We start from the raw sequence: 17,541 nt of genomic DNA, 5'->3' as shown, positions 1-17,541 counted from the left end.
TGCTAGTGCGCCACGTTGAAAACGTGATAAAGTAGATGTACCCAAAGTAATCACTCCCTATATTGGTTGGAATTAGCTACTACCATTGTAAGTGATTGCTTTGGGCTTTTTAATTTCTGTTCGGATTAATTATAGAATTTGCCAAATTAAATTGAAATACAAAATTGATATCTATCAATAAAGGCTGAGCAATAGTGCTCGCCTTTTTATTTGGTTTCAACATTTGATAATCTCCATTTCCGTGGTAGTCTGTATATAAAGCATTATCAGATGGAGGTTAGGCAAACGTGGAAAATGGACGACTTAGACGTGCTAGTCAGTTTAATAAGACACGGTTTCGCTTTGTGGGCAAAGGGTTATTAGTTGGGGCGTTCACTGGATTGGTGGTCAGTTTATTTCGCTTAGCGATTGAAAAAGGACTGGCCTTTGTTATCACTATCTATCAAGGGTTAAATGCACACCCGTGGTATTGGGTGCCATTGGTTGGTGCCAATTTATTGATTGGCCTGCTTGTGGCACAATTATTAAAAAAGGAACCGAATATAAGTGGTTCGGGGATTCCACAAGTTGAAGGACAATTGGAAGGTGAGTTTGATTTCAATTGGTGGTCAATCCTGTGGCGTAAATTTGTTGGGGGCATTTTAAGTATTGCACCTGGCTTATTCTTGGGACGAGAAGGCCCATCGATTCAGCTGGGGGCTGCCGTTGGACAGGGGGTCGCCGCTAAGTTGTTAAATCGCGGTGCTGATCGTCGGATTTTAATCGCTAGTGGGGCTGCCGCGGGCTTATCGGCTGCGTTTAATGCACCAATTGCCGGGACCTTTTTCGTACTAGAAGAAATCTACCATAACTTTTCACCGTTAGTTTGGGTGACGTCGCTTGCTAGCGCAATTGCAGCGAACTTCATTTCATTAAATTTTTTTGGTTTGACACCGACATTACATATTACGTACTCCCAAAGTTTGCCAATTAATCAGTATTGGCATTTGTTGATACTTGGTGTCGTATTAGGACTGTTGGGATACGTTTATCAGAAGGTATTATTGTGGTTACCACAATTTTATGCGAAGCTCCCGCTGCCAAAAGCGTATACCGGATTAGTGCCATTATTATGTGTTTTGCCGATTGGTTATTTCTGGCCCGAAATTTTGGGTGGTGGCAATGGATTGATTGCACACCTTGGACAAAATTTACCGACAATCAGTGTGGTGGCCGGTCTATTCCTATTACGGTTTGTTTTTTCAATGATTTCATACGGTTCAGGATTACCTGGTGGGATTTTTCTACCGATTTTATCACTAGGAGCTTTAATCGGTGCCCTTTATGGACTCATAATGGTTCAACTTGGTTGGTTAGCACCAGTTTATGTTCCCAACTTAATTATTTTTGCGATGGGTGGTTACTTTGCCGGAATCGGGAAGGCGCCATTTACGGCCATTCTACTAGTGACCGAGATGGTAGGTTCGCTCGTGCACTTGATGCCATTAGCAATTTTATCGTTGGTGGCCTACATCGTCGTTGACTTAATGGGGGGCGCGCCAATTTACGCATCATTATTGCAACGCGCACTTGGCAAACCACATCGTAAGTTAGCAACATTCTCTGATCGCTTGGAGGTACCAGTGTTTGCGGGCGCACCGTTAGAGGATCGCCAAGTCCGTGAAGTGGACTGGCCAAAGACATGTTTGTTAATCGCGATTGTTCGTGGCGAATCCGAACTGATTCCGCATGGTGATACGTTGATCCGTGCTGGTGACACGTTGATTGTGTTAACGGATCATCAGCTACGGGCGACGGTGCGGCGGCAAATTGAAGACGCTGCCCAAGCCTTGCGAAATACGGATGAGAATCTCGTGAAATAATCGATAAAAAAGTGGTGATTAACTACTTTTTATGCTAAAGTATTAAAAGACAGTGTAGATAGAAAGGTAGGGAATTAGGTTGGAAAATCTTATCCTGAACTTATTATTAATCGATTCAATCTTGATTGTGATCGCAGTCATGATGCAACCAAGTAAACAACAGGATGCTTTGAGTGCGTTATCAGGTGGTTCTGGTGATTTATTCGGCAAGCAAAAGGCCCGTGGTTTCGAAGCTTTCATGCAGAAAGTAACCGTTGTTTTAGGGGCTTTATTCTTCGTCTTTGCATTAGCTTTAGTGTACTTATCATCACACTAATACATGTGAGACGGGTCGAATTCTAATAAGAACGTTGATGCGGTCTCCTGTTGAATGGCAGGAGACCTTTTTAAATGAATTCAAGCAGTAAGGACTTTGGGGGTGAGCGCGTGTCTTATCGGTTGCCGCAACCGTTTTATTTTGACGGTGGTTCAGTCGGGGTTGTGTTGTTACATGCTTATACAGGTAGTGCTAATGATGTCCGTATGATGGGCCGCTTTTTGGAGAAAAATCAGCTGGCGGTTAGTGCACCACAGTTTGCAGGGCATGCAACGGCTGATCCAACCGAGATTTTAACGCGCGGTTCTGTCGATGCATGGTGGGCCGATACGGTGGCTGCGATTGAGCAGTTATCCGCGGCTAACAAACAACCGTTATTTGTTTTCGGATTGTCATTAGGCGGATTGTTTGCCATGCGGGCATTAGAAGAACTATCACAAGTTTGTGGTGGTGGGATTTTTAGTGCGCCAGTACTCGAAGGACCGACTGCTAAATTGACGCCGCTCTTTGGCCAATATGCTAATCGAATTATGCAGTTAATGGGCGTCCCAGCTGCGCAACAGACAGCACGTTTGGCGACTATTAATCAGCAATTACCACAACAACTTGCATCAATTGATATTTTCAGTCGACAAGTTGTGGCTGACTTGAAGCAAATCGGAGATAAACCGGTCTTCATCGGCCAAGGCGGACAAGATCAAGTTATTGATCCAACGCAAGCCCAAGTCTTACATCAGCAATTAACGCAACAAAACATAACAGTTGATTATCATTGGTATCCACAAGCCGGCCACGTCATTACGGTCGATAGTGCGCATCACCAATTAGAAACAGATGTCCTAGAATTTATAAACCGTTTTAAGAAATGAGAAAGAGGTGTTGATGTGACACAAGTTGAACAGATGAAAGCAGCTATTCTTGCAATTTTTGAAGCAGATGCAACGCAACAATTAAACGTATCCGAAATTAGTGAACGAATCGGCGTTGCCGGTTCACAAGGGTTCAAAGACCTAGTGAAAGTATTAGCAGAATTAGAAGGGGATAAGACATTGAATATGGACGATGCCGGTAAGTTCAGATTACCAGCCAGCAACCGCCTTGTTGAAGGGGTCTTCCATGCTAACGATCGTGGCTTTGGCTTCGTTTCAATCGTTGATAAGGAACCCAATGATCCAGATATCTTTATCGCCCCACCCAATACGAATTTTGCGATGAATGGTGACACGGTTGAAGTGGCCATCATTAAAGAAGCCGAAGAAAACAGCCGCCGCGGTCCTGAAGGAAAAGTGGCGAAAGTGATTACGCGGGGGATTGAAGAAATCGTCGGCGAATTCATGCCTTATTCAGATATCCAAAAAGGAAAAACAGGCTGGATTGGATACATCCAAAGTCATGCCAAAAAATTAAGTAATTACCGAATTTATTTAACGGATAATGGGTTACATCCACAAAAGGGTGACATGGTCCAAGTTGACGTTACCGGTTACCCAAGTGTTGAGGCGCCAGGTCAAATGCTGGGGATTGCCAAACAAGTACTTGGTAACAAGAATGATCCCGGCGTTGACGTTTTATCAATCGTGTATCAACATGATATTAAGACGGACTTCCCAGAAGAAGTTCGGCTTCAATCAGAAGCGATTCCAGATACGGTTTTAGAATCTGATAAACTAGGTCGTAAAGATTTAACGGATCAAGACGTTGTGACAATTGACGGCGACGATTCTAAAGATTTTGATGATGCAGTTAACGTTAAAAAGTTGGCAAACGGCAACTACTACTTAGGGGTCCACATTGCTGACGTGAGTTACTACGTCACTGAAGGTTCACCATTAGACGTTGAAGCCTTAGAACGTGGGACTAGTACTTATTTAACTGATCGTGTGATTCCAATGTTGCCATTCCGCTTATCAAACGGGATTTGCTCATTAAATCCAGACGTTGAACGCCTTGCTTTAACGTGTGAAATGGAAATCAATGAACACGGCGTGGTAGTGGATCACAAGATTTTCCCAAGTGTGATTAAGTCAACAGCGCGGATGACATACAAAAACGTCAATAAGATCTTAACAGATCAAGATGCTGACTTACGGGCGCAATACGAACGGCTCGTGCCAATGTTTGAAACGATGTCAGAATTACATGCAATTCTCTTGAAGAAGCGTCATAACCGTGGTGCAATTGATTTCGAAGAAGACGAAGCTAAGATTATCGTTGATGAAAATGGCAAGGCCATCGACATCGAATTACGCCAACGCGGTCTTTCAGAACGCATGATTGAATCATTTATGTTGGCTGCTAATGAAACGGTTGCAGAACATTACAGTACTGCTAATGCACCTTTCTTATACCGGATTCATGAAACACCAGATGCTGATAAGATGAAGAATTTCTTTGAATTTATCACGGCTTATGGGATTCAAGCACACGGTTCAAGTAAGAAAGTGACGCCAATGATGCTCCAAGAAGTCTTGACGCAAATTGAAGGTCAACCTGAACAACCGATTATTACAACGATGTTATTAAGAAGTATGCAACAAGCACATTATTCTGATGAATCCCTTGGTCACTTTGGTTTGGGTGCGGAATTCTACACGCATTTCACGTCTCCAATCCGTCGTTACCCTGATTTGATGGTTCATCGTTTGGTTCATAGTTATGCCACAAATGGGATGACGATTGAAGAAAAAGAAAAATGGGCACCTAAGTTACAACCAATCGCAGAACAAACATCCCTTGAAGAACGTCGCTCAATCGATACTGAACGGGAAGTCGTTGATCTTAAAAAGGCTGAATACATGCTTGATAAGGTCGGTAATGAATACGACGCTGTGATTAGTTCTGTTACCAGCTTTGGGATGTTTATCGCATTACCAAGCACGGTTGAAGGCCTCGTCCACATCTCACAGATGAAAGATGACTACTATAGCTTTGTTGAAAGCCAATTAGCCCTTGTCGGTGAAAGAACGCATAAGATGTTCCGCATTGGCCAACCAGTACGGGTCAAGGTCGCGAATGTTGATTTAGATGCCCACTCAGTGGACTTTGAATTATTAGCCGGTGAAGAAGTGCCATTGGCTTCGGCTGAAATCTTAAGCAAGATTGAAGCACGACCAAAGCGTCCAGCACGCCCACGTGATCATGAAAAAGGCGGTCAACGTCGTGGTGATCAAAAGAAAAATAATCATCCAAGACGCCCAGCTGCGAACAAGGACTCACAAAAACGTACTTTTAAAAAGTAGGTGATTGAATGGCAAAGAAACATCCTCAAAAACCAGCAAATTTAATTGCACAGAATAAAAAAGCTGGTCACGATTATAATATTTTGGAAACATTCGAAGCAGGCTTAGTGCTCACCGGTACCGAGATTAAATCGGTCCGTAAGGGCAAAATCAACTTACGTGATGGGTTCGCCCGCGTCCGTAAAGGAGAAGCCTATCTCGAAAATGTCCATATTAGCCCTTATGAACAAGGCAACCAGTTTAATCATGACCCATTGCGCAACCGGAAGCTATTGTTGCACAAGAAGGAAATTACCAAGATTGGTGCTTTAACGAAGAATAAGGGGATTACGATTGTGCCGTTACGGGTTTATTTGAAACACGGCTTTGCCAAAGTTTTAATCGGCGTTGGTGAAGGGAAACGGGAATACGATAAGCGCGAAACACTGAAACGAAAAGAACAAGATCGTGAAATGGCCCGCGCAGTTCGGATTAAAGGTTAGTCCTTTAATTAAAATCTAAGTATAAAGTCAAAAAGCTATCACAAAATTTACTTTTGTGGTAGCTTTTTCTATTGGAAGTATTTGGTTTGTTGGCGGTTACAAGTGGGTTTTTATTACGCAAAAATTATAAATGTCTTCAAACTGTAATATAACGTCATTAATCTGCAATCTTCTTGCGGGGATTGTTGCGTATAATCAAGTTTGAGTTATGAATGGAGGAGTTTAACAAGATGCGATTTAGAAAACTAGCGTTAGCTGTTGTTACCTGTTTAGTTGCAATGGTTACGATGGGCACATCTGTTAGTGCTGCCAGTTTGAGCGAATTACAAGCCCAAGAAAGCAGTACCCAAAAAAGTATTGATGATACAAATTCGAAGATTCAAGCCACTTTAACGAGCGTGAATGCGAAGTATCAAGAAATTAATGCCTTAAAGGAAAAGATTAAGGATAACGAAAAAAATATCGAACAAGCACAAACGCTTTTGAAAAAGCAACAAGCCACTTTAGCAAAACGTAAAAGCTATGCTAAGGAACGCTTGCAATCACTTCAACGAACAGCCGATGACCGCAACGTTGTCAACTCACTATTGTCAGCTGATTCTTTGAGTGATTTCTTCAACCGGGCTTACACATTGACGGTTCTTCAAAGTGCTGACAACCATAATATGGATGAATTAGCACAAAGTTACCGTGATACACAAGCCATTCAAGATAAGTTACAAGCTAGCAAGACAGAACTTGATGAACAACGAAGCAGTTTGGATCAACAATCTGTCGAACTGGAACAACAAGTGGCTGGCTTAAAGAATAATTTAAGTCAAAGCCAAGCGGATCTTGCAAAAATTGCTAAAGAAAAAGCAGAAGAACAAGCACGTGAAGAAGCTGAAGCCAAAGCGGCTGAAGCAGCTAAAAAAGCGGCCGACGAAGCAGCACAAGCGCCAATTGCACCAGTTGTGGACACAAATGCCCAGCAAGCCGATTTAGCAAGCGCTGCTGATGGCAAGGCCGGACAAGCGATTCAAGTGCAAGCAACGGCTTATTCAACTGCCGAACCTGGTTTGAGCCATTTTAGTGCAACTGGAATTGAGTTAACTAAAAACCCAAATTGTATCGCCGTTGATCCTAGTGTCATTCCATTAGGCTCACTTGTTTTGGTACCTGGTTACGGGTATGCAATTGCTGGTGACACGGGTAGCGCGATTAAAGGTCACATTATTGATGTTCATTTTCCAACTGTTGCGGCATGTAAGAGTTGGGGTCGTCGTCATATTACAATCACAATTATTAAGTAATTTTAAATACAGCCTTTTTTGAGGCTGTATTTTTTACTTCGTGGATTGTTTTTGTAAAATAAATAATAAATTACCTTTAATAAAGGTTGTCAGGGCAACTCATAATGAACGTTGTTGATGATTATTAGTGAAAGTTAGTTGAAATATATAATTTAATACTATAGACTATTTGTATTGCTTTAAATCGAAGCACGGTTAAGATTAGCTGACTAAGTATTATTTAGATCGGCTATCTTAGAAAACGGAAGAATTGAAGTACTGAATAGTGTGAGTATGAAACTTATCGATGGTTAACTATTGATACTGAAAGTTTCAGCATGTAGGAGGAATAGAAATGGATATGAGTAATAACACCGATTTACTCGGTAGCACATCAGCAGATTTTATGGAATTCGCAGGTTTATACCGGTGGTTGATTAACAATCTTAGCGAATCAATGAGTCGTGAAAGCCAAAAATACGGTTTATCTTTCGACCAATTTTTAGTGATGCACGAGATTCAAAATGCGAATAATGAAACAACTAACAGTGCATTGGCAGATAAGATGCAAGTGAGTCGTTCAGCGATTTCACGTCAATGTCGTTCATTACGTAAGATGGCTTTTATCGCAGAACAATCTGATGAAAATGACCAACGCATTCGTCGTGTTCATTTGACGGAAAAGGGTTTGGAAGTTTATCGTCATCTCTTGTTCTATTACGTAGACTTGTACAAAGATTTACAAAATGAAATCGGCCAAGATACTGTTGGCGCAACAATCGACCAAAGCAAAAAAATCTTTGGTCGCATGGCATCAATGAACATGGATCGCCCAGAAGCAAAATAAACGTTAAAAAAGGCCGCAACCATTTGTTGCGGCCTTTTTTTGTGCGATTAGCAACGGTCGCGCATAATGACGCGCGTCACTTTCTTTGTTAGAATAGAGCTAGTCACTTTACGAATGTAGGAGGAACAACATGGGTTCTCAAAAAAAATTATTATTAGTCGACGGCAATAGTGTTGCATTTCGTGCTTTTTTTGCAATGCACCAAGCTTTAGACCATTTCACCAATCAGGCAGGACTGCACACTAATGCGATTTATGCTTTCAAGAATATGTTGGATATTATTCTGAAAAAGATTGAACCAACACACGTGTTAGTTGCTTTTGATGCGGGCAAAACCACTTTTAGAACCGAACAATTTGCCGACTACAAAGGGGGCCGTTCAAAAACGCCACCTGAATTAACGGAACAATTTCCTTATATTAGAGAACTCTTAACAGCATATGGTATTCAGTCTTATGAACTCGCTAATTTCGAAGCGGACGATATCATTGGTACACTTGCTAAACAAGCAGAAGCTGATGGTTTCACGGTCGATATCGTCACTGGTGATCGCGATTTAACTCAATTGACGACTAGTCAGACAACCGTTAACATCACTGTTAAAGGGGTCAATGAAATTGAAGCGTATACCCCTGAACACGTTCAAGAAAAACTCGGTTTAGAACCAAGCCAAATTATCGATTTAAAAGGATTGATGGGCGATACCTCTGATAATTATCCCGGGGTGACAAAGGTCGGGGAAAAGACTGCGCTTAAATTGATTACGGAATTTGGAAACATTGAAGGTGTTTATGAACATGTCGATGAAATGAAAAAGAGTAAATTGAAAGAACATTTGATTGAAGATCGCGACCTAGCTTTCACGAGTAAGACACTGGCAACCATTAAACGTGACGCGCCAATTACGATTGGCTTAGACGATGTGGTGTACAACGGACCTGATATGGCAGCTTTGGTTGCTTTTTACCAAGAAATGAACTTCAAGTCGTTTCTAAATCAATTAGATGTTGCACCAGTTGAACCCACGGCTACTGAAGACTATCAATTTACAGTATTAACCCTTGATAACATCGCCGATGTCGTGACAACCACTGAAAACGTTGCGTTTGGCATCGAAATGTTAACCGACAATTACCATACAGCAGACTTGATTGGCTTTTACATTGGCCGACCAGACCACTGGTATGTCAGCGACGACGTAACACTCTTGACAGAATCGGTTTTAAAAACGTGGTTAGAAGATGCTAAACGTCCGAAAGCAGTTTTTGACGTGAAACGCAATCAGGTTGCGGTGAATCGCTTAGGGATTCACTTAGCGGGGGTTCAATTTGACTTACTATTAGCGTCTTATTTGTTGAATACAACGAATAACAGTAATGATCTTGGAACGGTTGCAAATTTACATCAGTATCAAAATGTCCAAACAGATGAAGCTGTTTATGGCAAGGGGGCTAAACGCGCAGTCCCTGTCGATCCAACCGTGCTTTATCAACATCTGATTCAAAAAGCAGCAGCTATTTACAAATTAGCACCACAATTGACAGAACAATTAAAAAAACATCAACAATTCGATTTATTCACGGATATGGAATTGCCATTAGCGCTAGTTTTAGCGGATATGGAAATCACCGGGATTCGAGTTGATGCAAGTCGCCTACAACAAATGGGGGGCGAGTTCAGTCAAACGCTGAAGATTTTGGAAGAAAAGATTTATGCGGAAGCTGGCGAAACGTTTAACATCAATTCGCCTAAGCAACTGGGCGTCATTCTATTCGAAAAGATGGGGTTACCAGTGATTAAGAAGACCAAGACCGGCTATTCAACGGCGGTGGATGTCTTGGAACAACTTAAAAAAGACGCACCAATTGTCCAAACCATCTTGGATTATCGCCAAATCGCTAAGATTCAGTCAACGTATGTCGAAGGATTATTGAAGTCAATTCATCAAGATAATAAGGTGCATACGCGTTACTTGCAAACCTTAACGCAGACTGGTCGCTTGTCATCGGTTGATCCCAACTTACAAAATATTCCAGTCCGTCTAGCGGAAGGCCGTAAGATTCGCCAAGCGTTTGTTCCAAGTCAACCGGGTTGGCAGATGTTTGCTTCTGATTACTCCCAAATTGAATTACGAGTTTTAGCCCACATTTCGGGGGATGCCAATATGCAAGAGGCATTCAAGGAAGACCGCGATATCCATGCGAATACTGCGATGAAGATTTTTGGCTTATCGAGCGCTGATGAAGTGACACCAGATATGCGGCGCCAAGCGAAAGCAACTAATTTCGGGATTGTTTACGGGATTAGTGACTATGGCTTATCACAAAATATTGGGATCACAAGGGCTGAAGCTAAACGCTTTATTGAAGCGTATTTTGAACAGTATCCAGGTGTTCATCAATTCATGCAAGATATCGTGAAGAAGGCGCGCGAAGAAGGCTACGTTGAAACGCTCTTCCATCGGCGTCGCTATTTACCAGATATTCACGCTAAAAACTTCAATTTGCGCTCATTTGCAGAACGCACGGCAATGAATACCCCAATTCAAGGGAGTGCCGCTGATATTATTAAGATGGCAATGATCTTGATGCAAGCGGAACTGAAGAAGGCAGGATTACAAGCCAAGATGCTTTTACAAGTACATGATGAATTGATTTTTGAAGCACCAGAATCAGAAATACCAATGTTAGAAAAATTAGTACCAAGTGTCATGGATTCTGCGGTTTCATTAGCGGTGCCGCTGAAAGTTGAAAGTGGCTTTGGACCAACTTGGTACGATATTAAGAAATAAGGGGACACACAATGCCAGAATTACCAGAAGTTGAAAATGTGCGCCGCGGATTGGAACAATTAGTGGTCGGTAAGACGGTTCAAGCAATTGAGATTCGCTGGTCGAAAATTATCAGTAATCCAGACGATGTTTTTGTTGAAGGTCTTGTTGGACGCCAAATTATCGGTGTTGATCGACGCGGTAAGTATTTATTGATTCGTTTCGATCAAAACTTAACTGTTGTGAGTCATTTGCGGATGGAAGGCAAATACGAAGTTGATGATCAATCTGTACCAATGACTAAGCACACGCATGTGATTTGGACATTTACAGATGGACAACAGTTACGTTATCTTGATTCACGTAAGTTTGGCCGAATGTTATTAATTGAAACGGGTCAAGAAAACACTGTTTCTGGATTGAAGGACTTAGGGGTTGAACCAACCCCAACAACGTTTAAGAAAACCGCCTTCTATCAGGCGTTACAGAAACATAAAAAAGCGATTAAACCACTGTTGCTGGATCAAAAAATTGTAACGGGTCTTGGGAATATCTATGTGGACGAAACGTTGTGGTTGAGCCAGATTCACCCAGAAACACCGGCGAATTTATTGACGAAAGCTGAAACAGATCGTTTGCATGATGAAATCATCACAGAGTTAGAACTGGCAACCAATAACGGTGGGACAACAGTCAATACGTTCTTAAACGCGGCGGGTCACGCTGGGGCCTTTCAGGATATGTTGCACGTCTATGGTAAGAAAGGGCAACCGTGTGATCGGTGCCAGACTCCGATTGAGAAAATTAAAGTAGCACAGCGTGGCACGCATTTCTGTCCGCGGTGTCAGATTAAGAGAGAAGCGGTTCAATGACGTATTTTCTAGGTTTAACGGGTGGCATTGCCAGTGGGAAGTCGACTGTTGCGGCATTGTTTAAAGAACAGGGAATCCCGGTGATTGATGCTGATCAAGTTGCTCATCAGGTATTAGCGACTAATAAATCGGTACAGGCACAATTGCAAGCAGCCTTTGGCGAAGCAGTTGTCAAAAATGGTCAAGTTGATCGGCCTATGTTGGGCCAGCAAGTCTTCGGTAACCTAGAGGCTTTGACTCAGTTAAATGCGATTACTGGGCCCGCTATTTTGACAGCCATTAAACAACAGATGCAAGCAGCAGATGCACCGCTGGTTGTGTTGGATGTGCCACTGTTATATGAACAACACTACGAGCAATATTGCGATGGTGTTGCAGTTGTCTACGTTGAACGTAAAACACAATTGCAACGTTTGATGGCACGTAACCAATTGACTATAGAACAGGCAAATGCGCGAATTGATAGTCAAAGTGATTTGGCGACCAAAAAAGCGCGAGCGGATTTCGTGATTGATAATCAAGGCACACCTGCAATGTTGCGGCAACGTGTTTTGGCGTTGTTACAACAGTTGTGTCATAACAAGTAATACAAGCGGTCGAACAGATTATTCTGTTCGACCGCTTTTTTGTTTGGAAAAGGCGAAATGCCTTGAGACTGATACATTTTTTGTTTAGCCTGCTTGCCTGGCATGTTATACTACTGTTATACTAATTGTTTTAAAATTGGATTGAATTTGAAACGAATTAATCAAAAGATAAGAAGGTGTCATTATGCTATGTCCACATTGTCATCAGAATAGTTCGCGGGTAATTGATAGTCGTCCCACGGATGAAGGGCGAGTGATTCGTCGTCGCCGTGAGTGTGAGAATTGTCGTTTCCGGTTTACAACGTTCGAACGAGTGGAACAAACCCCATTGTTGGTAATCAAGAAAAACGGAACGCGCGAAGAATTCAACCGTGATAAATTATTGCGCGGGCTAATTCGTGCTGCTGAAAAACGCCCCGTTACAATGGAGCAAATGACTGAAGTAGTTGATGAAGTTGAGAATAAGATTCGCTCATTGGGTGAAAACGAAGTCTCTTCACAAGCCGTCGGAGAATATGTGATGCGCTTGTTACCAGATATTGATCAGATTGCCTACATTCGCTTTGCCAGTGTTTATCGCGAATTCAAGGATATGAATGTCTTTATGAGTGAATTACAAGAAATGATGAATAAAGAAAAGACGAAGAAATCGAATTAAGGAAGAGGGGTTAGCCGATGTCAGATGCATTTGATTTTTTGAGTCCAAAAGACGGCTTTTCAGTGACAAAAGCTAACTATTTGACCGATTTCGATCAAACAGTCGTCACTTACTTATATCAACCATTGATGGGGGCTGTTGCTTACAGTCTCTATCTTTTGTTATGGAGTCAAACCAAGAAAGAAACGGAACAACATTTTCAAACACATGCGACTTTGTTAAATCTGTTGAGTGTTGATTTACCTGCTTTTTATGACAGCCGCAGCAAATTGGAAGCACTTGGTTTAATGCGGACGTATCAAAAAAATGAGGGAACTGGCCGCAAGTTGGTGTATGAACTGTATGCGCCATTGCAACCACAAGCTTTTTTTAACGATGATTTGTTAAGTGTGGCATTGTTCGAAGCGGTCCGCGAAACACGGTTTGTGGAACTCCGTGACTATTTCAAGCTACGACCGGTTTACGCCAAGGATTATCAAGAGGTCACTAAGAATTTCTTGACCGTTTTCCATGTGCAAAACGATTTATTGACGACCGCGCCAAGCAGTGTGGCTGAAACTAAGGCAATGTATCAACAAAAAGCAGCTAGCACACCGCAGTTTACCTCGGTTGAGTTGCGGACTTTTGATTGGGACCTATTACAAGATGCAACGGCGCAATACCAGATTGATACGGATCAAATTCTCAAAAATGAACAGGGCTTGTTTAATCTCCATTATTTCTATGGTCTAGATGAGATGGACTTAGCGCGTTTGATTGGCTTGACGATGAATGTTGCTGACAGTACGATTAATATGGCAGCGCTCGAACAGAACGTCTTGAACAATTACACACGACGTCAGAGTAACCGGCAAACGCCAGCTGCTACAACAACGCAAAAACCGTTAGCCGAGTTACAAAAAGAATGGCAAAAAGCCGGCTTTAACGAACAGGAATTGCAGTGGCTAACAGAAAGTCAGGGCTACTTGCCAGTTGATTATCTCGAATACTTGAAACAAAAGAACCACGGCTTTGTCGCTAAAAATGAAATCCGGGCGTTAAAGGACTTGCAAAACCGCTATATCTTTAACAATGATGTGCTCAATATTTTGGTCGTTTATATCATTACGCAATATGATGGGCTCACTCAGGCGCTAGTCGATCGGATTGCGAACCAGTGGGCTCAACAAGGGGTTAAGACGGCAGCGGATGCGATTTTGCAGATTCGCGATTTCCAAACCAAACAGACGGCAAAGGTGCAAAACAATCGCCAAACGCGTTATCAGAACAAAACTAAAAAAGAACCAGTACCTAAATGGGCTAAACCAGATTATCAAGCGCCAAAAGAAACAACCACACCTGAGCATCAGCATGAACTAGAAGTGGCGTTGAAAAAAATTCGTGAGGGGCGGGAATCGTAATGGAAAATATGGGTAAAGATTTGACGGATTACATGAATCGGCAAAAGTTAAACCAACAGTTTAATAAATTGGTCGAAGATGCCTTGAACGATTCCGATGTCCAAGCATTTATACAAGCTAACAAAGACCGCTTATCACAAGAAACGGTCACGCGTAGTGCCGCTAAAATTTACGAATACGTCATCGAAAAGAAGAAGTTAGCTAATGGGCAAACCACTTTGGCACCAGGTTATGCGCCAAAGTTAGTCTTAAATAACCATTTTATCGATGTCAGTTATGAGCCTACGGCAAGTTTATTACAAGAGCGCGAACAAGCTGCCTTGCATGCACGAGTGAAGTCAATTAATATGCCGCGCGATATTGAACAGGCCAAGATTGATTCATACGATCCAACCAATCGATTTGACGCATTGATCAAAGCTACCGCGTTTATCGGGGCTTATCGGCAAGCACCCCATGATTTTCACCAAGCCTTGTACCTTAGCGGGCAATTCGGGGTTGGCAAGACTTACTTGTTAGGTGCGATTGCCAACGAACTGGCGTTATCCGGGTTTGAAACCACGTTGATTCATTTCCCGACATTTGCAGTGGAGATGAAGAATGCAATTGGGCAAAACAATGTGTTAGAAAAGGTTAACGTGATAAAAAAAGCACCGATTCTGATGATTGATGATATCGGTGCTGATGCAATGAGTGCGTGGGTTCGGGATGAAGTACTTGGCATTATTTTGCAATATCGAATGCAAGAACAACTCGCCACCTTCTTCAGTTCAAACTTCACAATGACTGAATTAGAGACGCATTTGACAACTAGCAACCAAGGAGACGAACCGGTTAAAGCGGCCCGCATCATGCAACGTGTGCGCTATTTAGCGCAAGAAATTGAAGTTGGTGGTCAAAATCGCCGCTTACAACCTTAGTAATTTAGGCTTGCTAAAAAAGCAATTAAGTGTTTTAATAGAATCAATCAATGATGAAAGACACCTTTTAAATGAACCATCGCAGAGAGAAAAACATAGCTGAAAGTTTTTCACCCCCATTTAATTGACCACTTTCAAAGGCAATACAACTGATCGGGTCGTTTCCGTTATAGACGCTTAAAGTTGGAGAACCAAATGTTGGGGTCTCAATCTGGGTGGAACCGCGAAATTAATTCGTCCCTGAGCTGCACAATTCGTGCGTCTCAGGGACTTTTTTTATTGTTGATGACAAATTAGAAGGAGTGAATAGTAATGGCAGAGATTCAATTAACTTTTCCAGATGGTGCCCAAAAGGCATTTGAACAAGCAACAAGTCTTTTAGATGTTGCTAAATCAATTAGTACAAGCTTAGCTAAAAAGGCAATTGCCGGTAAATTGAACGGTGAATTAGTTGATTTACAGCAACCAATTTTAGAAGATGGGGCAATTGAAATCATCACTAAAGACGACAAAGCAACCGATTTGATGGCAATTTGGAATACGGCAGCCTTTGTTTTAGCTGCAACGTTGAACCGTGCTTATCCCGAGATGCAATTCGGCGAAGTACATGCAACTGAAGATGGCTTCTTCTATGATACCGAAAACGAAGCTGGTCAAGTAGCTGTGACCGACTTACCAGACATTGAAAAAGCAATGAGCAAGTTAATCCAAGCTGGCGGGGCAATCGAACGTGTCAGCTTAGACAAAGCTGCTGCTAAAACACTATTTGCTGGGCAAACTTACAAATTAGCATTATTAGATGAAATGGAAACAGACCAAGTCTTAGTTTACAAATTAGGCGATTTTGCTGATTTTGGGTTAGCACCAATGCTAGCTAAAGTGAGCGACGTTAAGGTCTTTGAACTCTTATCGGTTGCCGGCGCTTATTGGCAAGGTAAATCAAGTAATAAGATGTTACAACGGATTTACGGAACAGCTTACAACAAACAAGCTGACTTAGATGCTGACTTACAGCGTCGTCAAGAAGCTAAAGAACGTGATCACCGTGTGATTGGGAACCAATTAGACTTATTCTTTGTTGATCCTAAGGTTGGTGCGGGCTTGCCTTATTGGTTGCCAAATGGTGCTACCATCCGACGTTCAATCGAACGGTACATCATTGATAAAGAAGTTGCCAATGGTTATGAACATGTTTACACACCAATTCTAGCGAACTTAGATTTGTACAAACAATCAGGTCACTGGGATCACTACCGTGAGGACATGTTCCCACCAATGGATATGGGTGATGGCGAAATGCTTGAATTACGCCCAATGAACTGCCCATCACATATCCAAGTTTACAAACACCACCCACGTTCATATCGTGAATTACCAATTCGGTTAGCTGAACTAGGGATGATGCACCGCTATGAAAAATCAGGTGCGCTTTCAGGGTTACAACGGGTGCGTGAAATGACTTTAAATGATGGACATACATTCGTTCGTCCTGACCAAATTCAAGATGAATTCAAGTCAATTTTGAAATTAATGATTGAAGTGTACTCAGACTTCAATATCAACGATTATACATTCCGTTTGAGCTACCGCGATCCTGCTAATACCGAAAAGTACTATGCTGATGATGAAATGTGGAACAAAGCACAAACGATGTTAAAAGGTGCTATGGATGATCTTGGTTTAGATTACGTTGAAGCTGAAGGCGAAGCTGCTTTCTACGGTCCTAAGTTGGATGTTCAAACGAAGACAGCTATGGGCAATGAAGAAACACTTTCAACAATCCAATTAGACTTCATGTTGCCAGAACGGTTTGAATTACAATATGTTGGCGAAGATGGCGAAATGCACCGTCCAGTTATGATTCACCGTGGTTTAGTATCAACGATGGAACGTTTCACAGCTTACTTAACAGAAATCTACAAGGGCGCTTTCCCAACATGGTTAGCACCAACTCAAGCTGTGATTATTCCCGTTAAGAATGAATTACATTATGATTATGCAAAGAACGTCAAAGATGCGATGATCAAACATGGTTTACGTGTGCGCATTGATGATCGTAATGAAAAGATGGGTTATAAGATTCGTGAAGCCCAAACAAGCAAGATTCCTTATACATTAGTTGTTGGGGATCAAGAAGTTGCTGACGCAACGGTTTCTGTCCGTAAATACGGTGAAGAAAACGCTGCTGAAGAAGCTTCAGATATGTTTGTAGGTGCAATCGTTGCTGAAGTTGGTAACTACAGTCGCGATGGTAAAGATCACAAAACAATCAACCTATAAGCGGTTATTAAAACGTCCGAAATGTTATTTTGACATT

The 17,541-nt window shown here is 42.0% G+C and carries 14 protein-coding genes; all 14 read left to right on the top strand.

Features of this window, described 5'->3' with window-relative positions; genetic code table 11:
• Positions 1-287: 287 nt before the first annotated feature.
• The 14 genes from ACF1X7_RS01080 (at position 288) to thrS (ending at position 17,504) form a co-directional block, all read left to right on the top strand.
• A complete protein-coding gene (locus ACF1X7_RS01080) occupies positions 288-1,862 on the top strand; it encodes a ClC family H(+)/Cl(-) exchange transporter (RefSeq protein ID WP_039099397.1) in 1,575 nt (524 codons plus the stop codon).
• A gap of 79 nt (positions 1,863-1,941) precedes the next feature.
• Entirely contained in the window at positions 1,942-2,178 is a 237-nt protein-coding gene (secG, locus tag ACF1X7_RS01075) for a preprotein translocase subunit SecG (protein ID WP_004265318.1), read from the top strand.
• Positions 2,179-2,288: 110 nt separating this feature from the next.
• Positions 2,289-3,047 (top strand): alpha/beta hydrolase, encoded by a 759-nt coding sequence (locus ACF1X7_RS01070; RefSeq protein ID WP_039099398.1) that lies wholly within the window; start codon positions 2,289-2,291, stop codon positions 3,045-3,047.
• A gap of 15 nt (positions 3,048-3,062) precedes the next feature.
• On the top strand, positions 3,063-5,417 hold the full coding sequence (gene rnr / locus ACF1X7_RS01065; RefSeq protein ID WP_039099396.1) for a ribonuclease R: 2,355 nt from the start codon (positions 3,063-3,065) through the stop codon (positions 5,415-5,417).
• An 8-nt stretch (positions 5,418-5,425) separates the two neighbouring features.
• Positions 5,426-5,899 (top strand): SsrA-binding protein SmpB, encoded by a 474-nt coding sequence (gene smpB / locus ACF1X7_RS01060; protein WP_004265281.1) that lies wholly within the window; start codon positions 5,426-5,428, stop codon positions 5,897-5,899.
• Positions 5,900-6,129: 230 nt separating this feature from the next.
• Complete coding sequence (locus tag ACF1X7_RS01055; protein ID WP_411162352.1) at positions 6,130-7,191, top strand: 3D domain-containing protein; 1,062 nt, start codon at positions 6,130-6,132, stop codon at positions 7,189-7,191.
• Positions 7,192-7,525: 334 nt separating this feature from the next.
• Complete coding sequence (locus ACF1X7_RS01050) at positions 7,526-8,017, top strand: transcriptional regulator, SarA/Rot family (RefSeq protein WP_004265346.1); 492 nt, start codon at positions 7,526-7,528, stop codon at positions 8,015-8,017.
• Positions 8,018-8,147: 130 nt separating this feature from the next.
• Entirely contained in the window at positions 8,148-10,808 is a 2,661-nt protein-coding gene (gene polA, locus ACF1X7_RS01045; protein ID WP_039099394.1) for a DNA polymerase I, read from the top strand.
• Positions 10,809-10,819: 11 nt separating this feature from the next.
• A complete protein-coding gene (gene mutM, locus ACF1X7_RS01040; RefSeq protein WP_004265356.1) occupies positions 10,820-11,659 on the top strand; it encodes a DNA-formamidopyrimidine glycosylase in 840 nt (279 codons plus the stop codon).
• On the top strand, positions 11,656-12,246 hold the full coding sequence (gene coaE, locus ACF1X7_RS01035; protein ID WP_039099393.1) for a dephospho-CoA kinase: 591 nt from the start codon (positions 11,656-11,658) through the stop codon (positions 12,244-12,246). Before mutM ends, coaE begins: the two co-directional genes overlap by 4 nt.
• A gap of 184 nt (positions 12,247-12,430) precedes the next feature.
• On the top strand, positions 12,431-12,904 hold the full coding sequence (nrdR, locus tag ACF1X7_RS01030; RefSeq protein ID WP_039099004.1) for a transcriptional regulator NrdR: 474 nt from the start codon (positions 12,431-12,433) through the stop codon (positions 12,902-12,904).
• Between the two features lie 17 nt (positions 12,905-12,921).
• Positions 12,922-14,304, top strand: coding sequence for a replication initiation and membrane attachment family protein (locus tag ACF1X7_RS01025; RefSeq protein WP_004265267.1), 1,383 nt, complete (start codon positions 12,922-12,924; stop codon positions 14,302-14,304).
• A complete protein-coding gene (gene dnaI / locus ACF1X7_RS01020; RefSeq protein WP_004265316.1) occupies positions 14,304-15,224 on the top strand; it encodes a primosomal protein DnaI in 921 nt (306 codons plus the stop codon). Before ACF1X7_RS01025 ends, dnaI begins: the two co-directional genes overlap by 1 nt.
• Before the next feature lie 312 nt (positions 15,225-15,536).
• Positions 15,537-17,504 carry a threonine--tRNA ligase gene (gene thrS, locus ACF1X7_RS01015; RefSeq protein ID WP_146954954.1) on the top strand — a complete coding sequence of 656 codons (1,968 nt, stop codon included), beginning with the start codon at positions 15,537-15,539 and terminating at the stop codon, positions 17,502-17,504.
• The last annotated feature ends 37 nt before the right edge of the window (positions 17,505-17,541 follow it).

It is taken from the genome of Latilactobacillus sp. VITA-14 (genome assembly GCF_046580785.1).
GTDB classification, from domain to species: Bacteria; Bacillota; Bacilli; order Lactobacillales; family Lactobacillaceae; genus Latilactobacillus; species Latilactobacillus curvatus.
The sequence above is the reverse complement of the archived record's forward strand: the minus strand, read 5'-3'. Positions and strand labels throughout refer to the sequence as shown.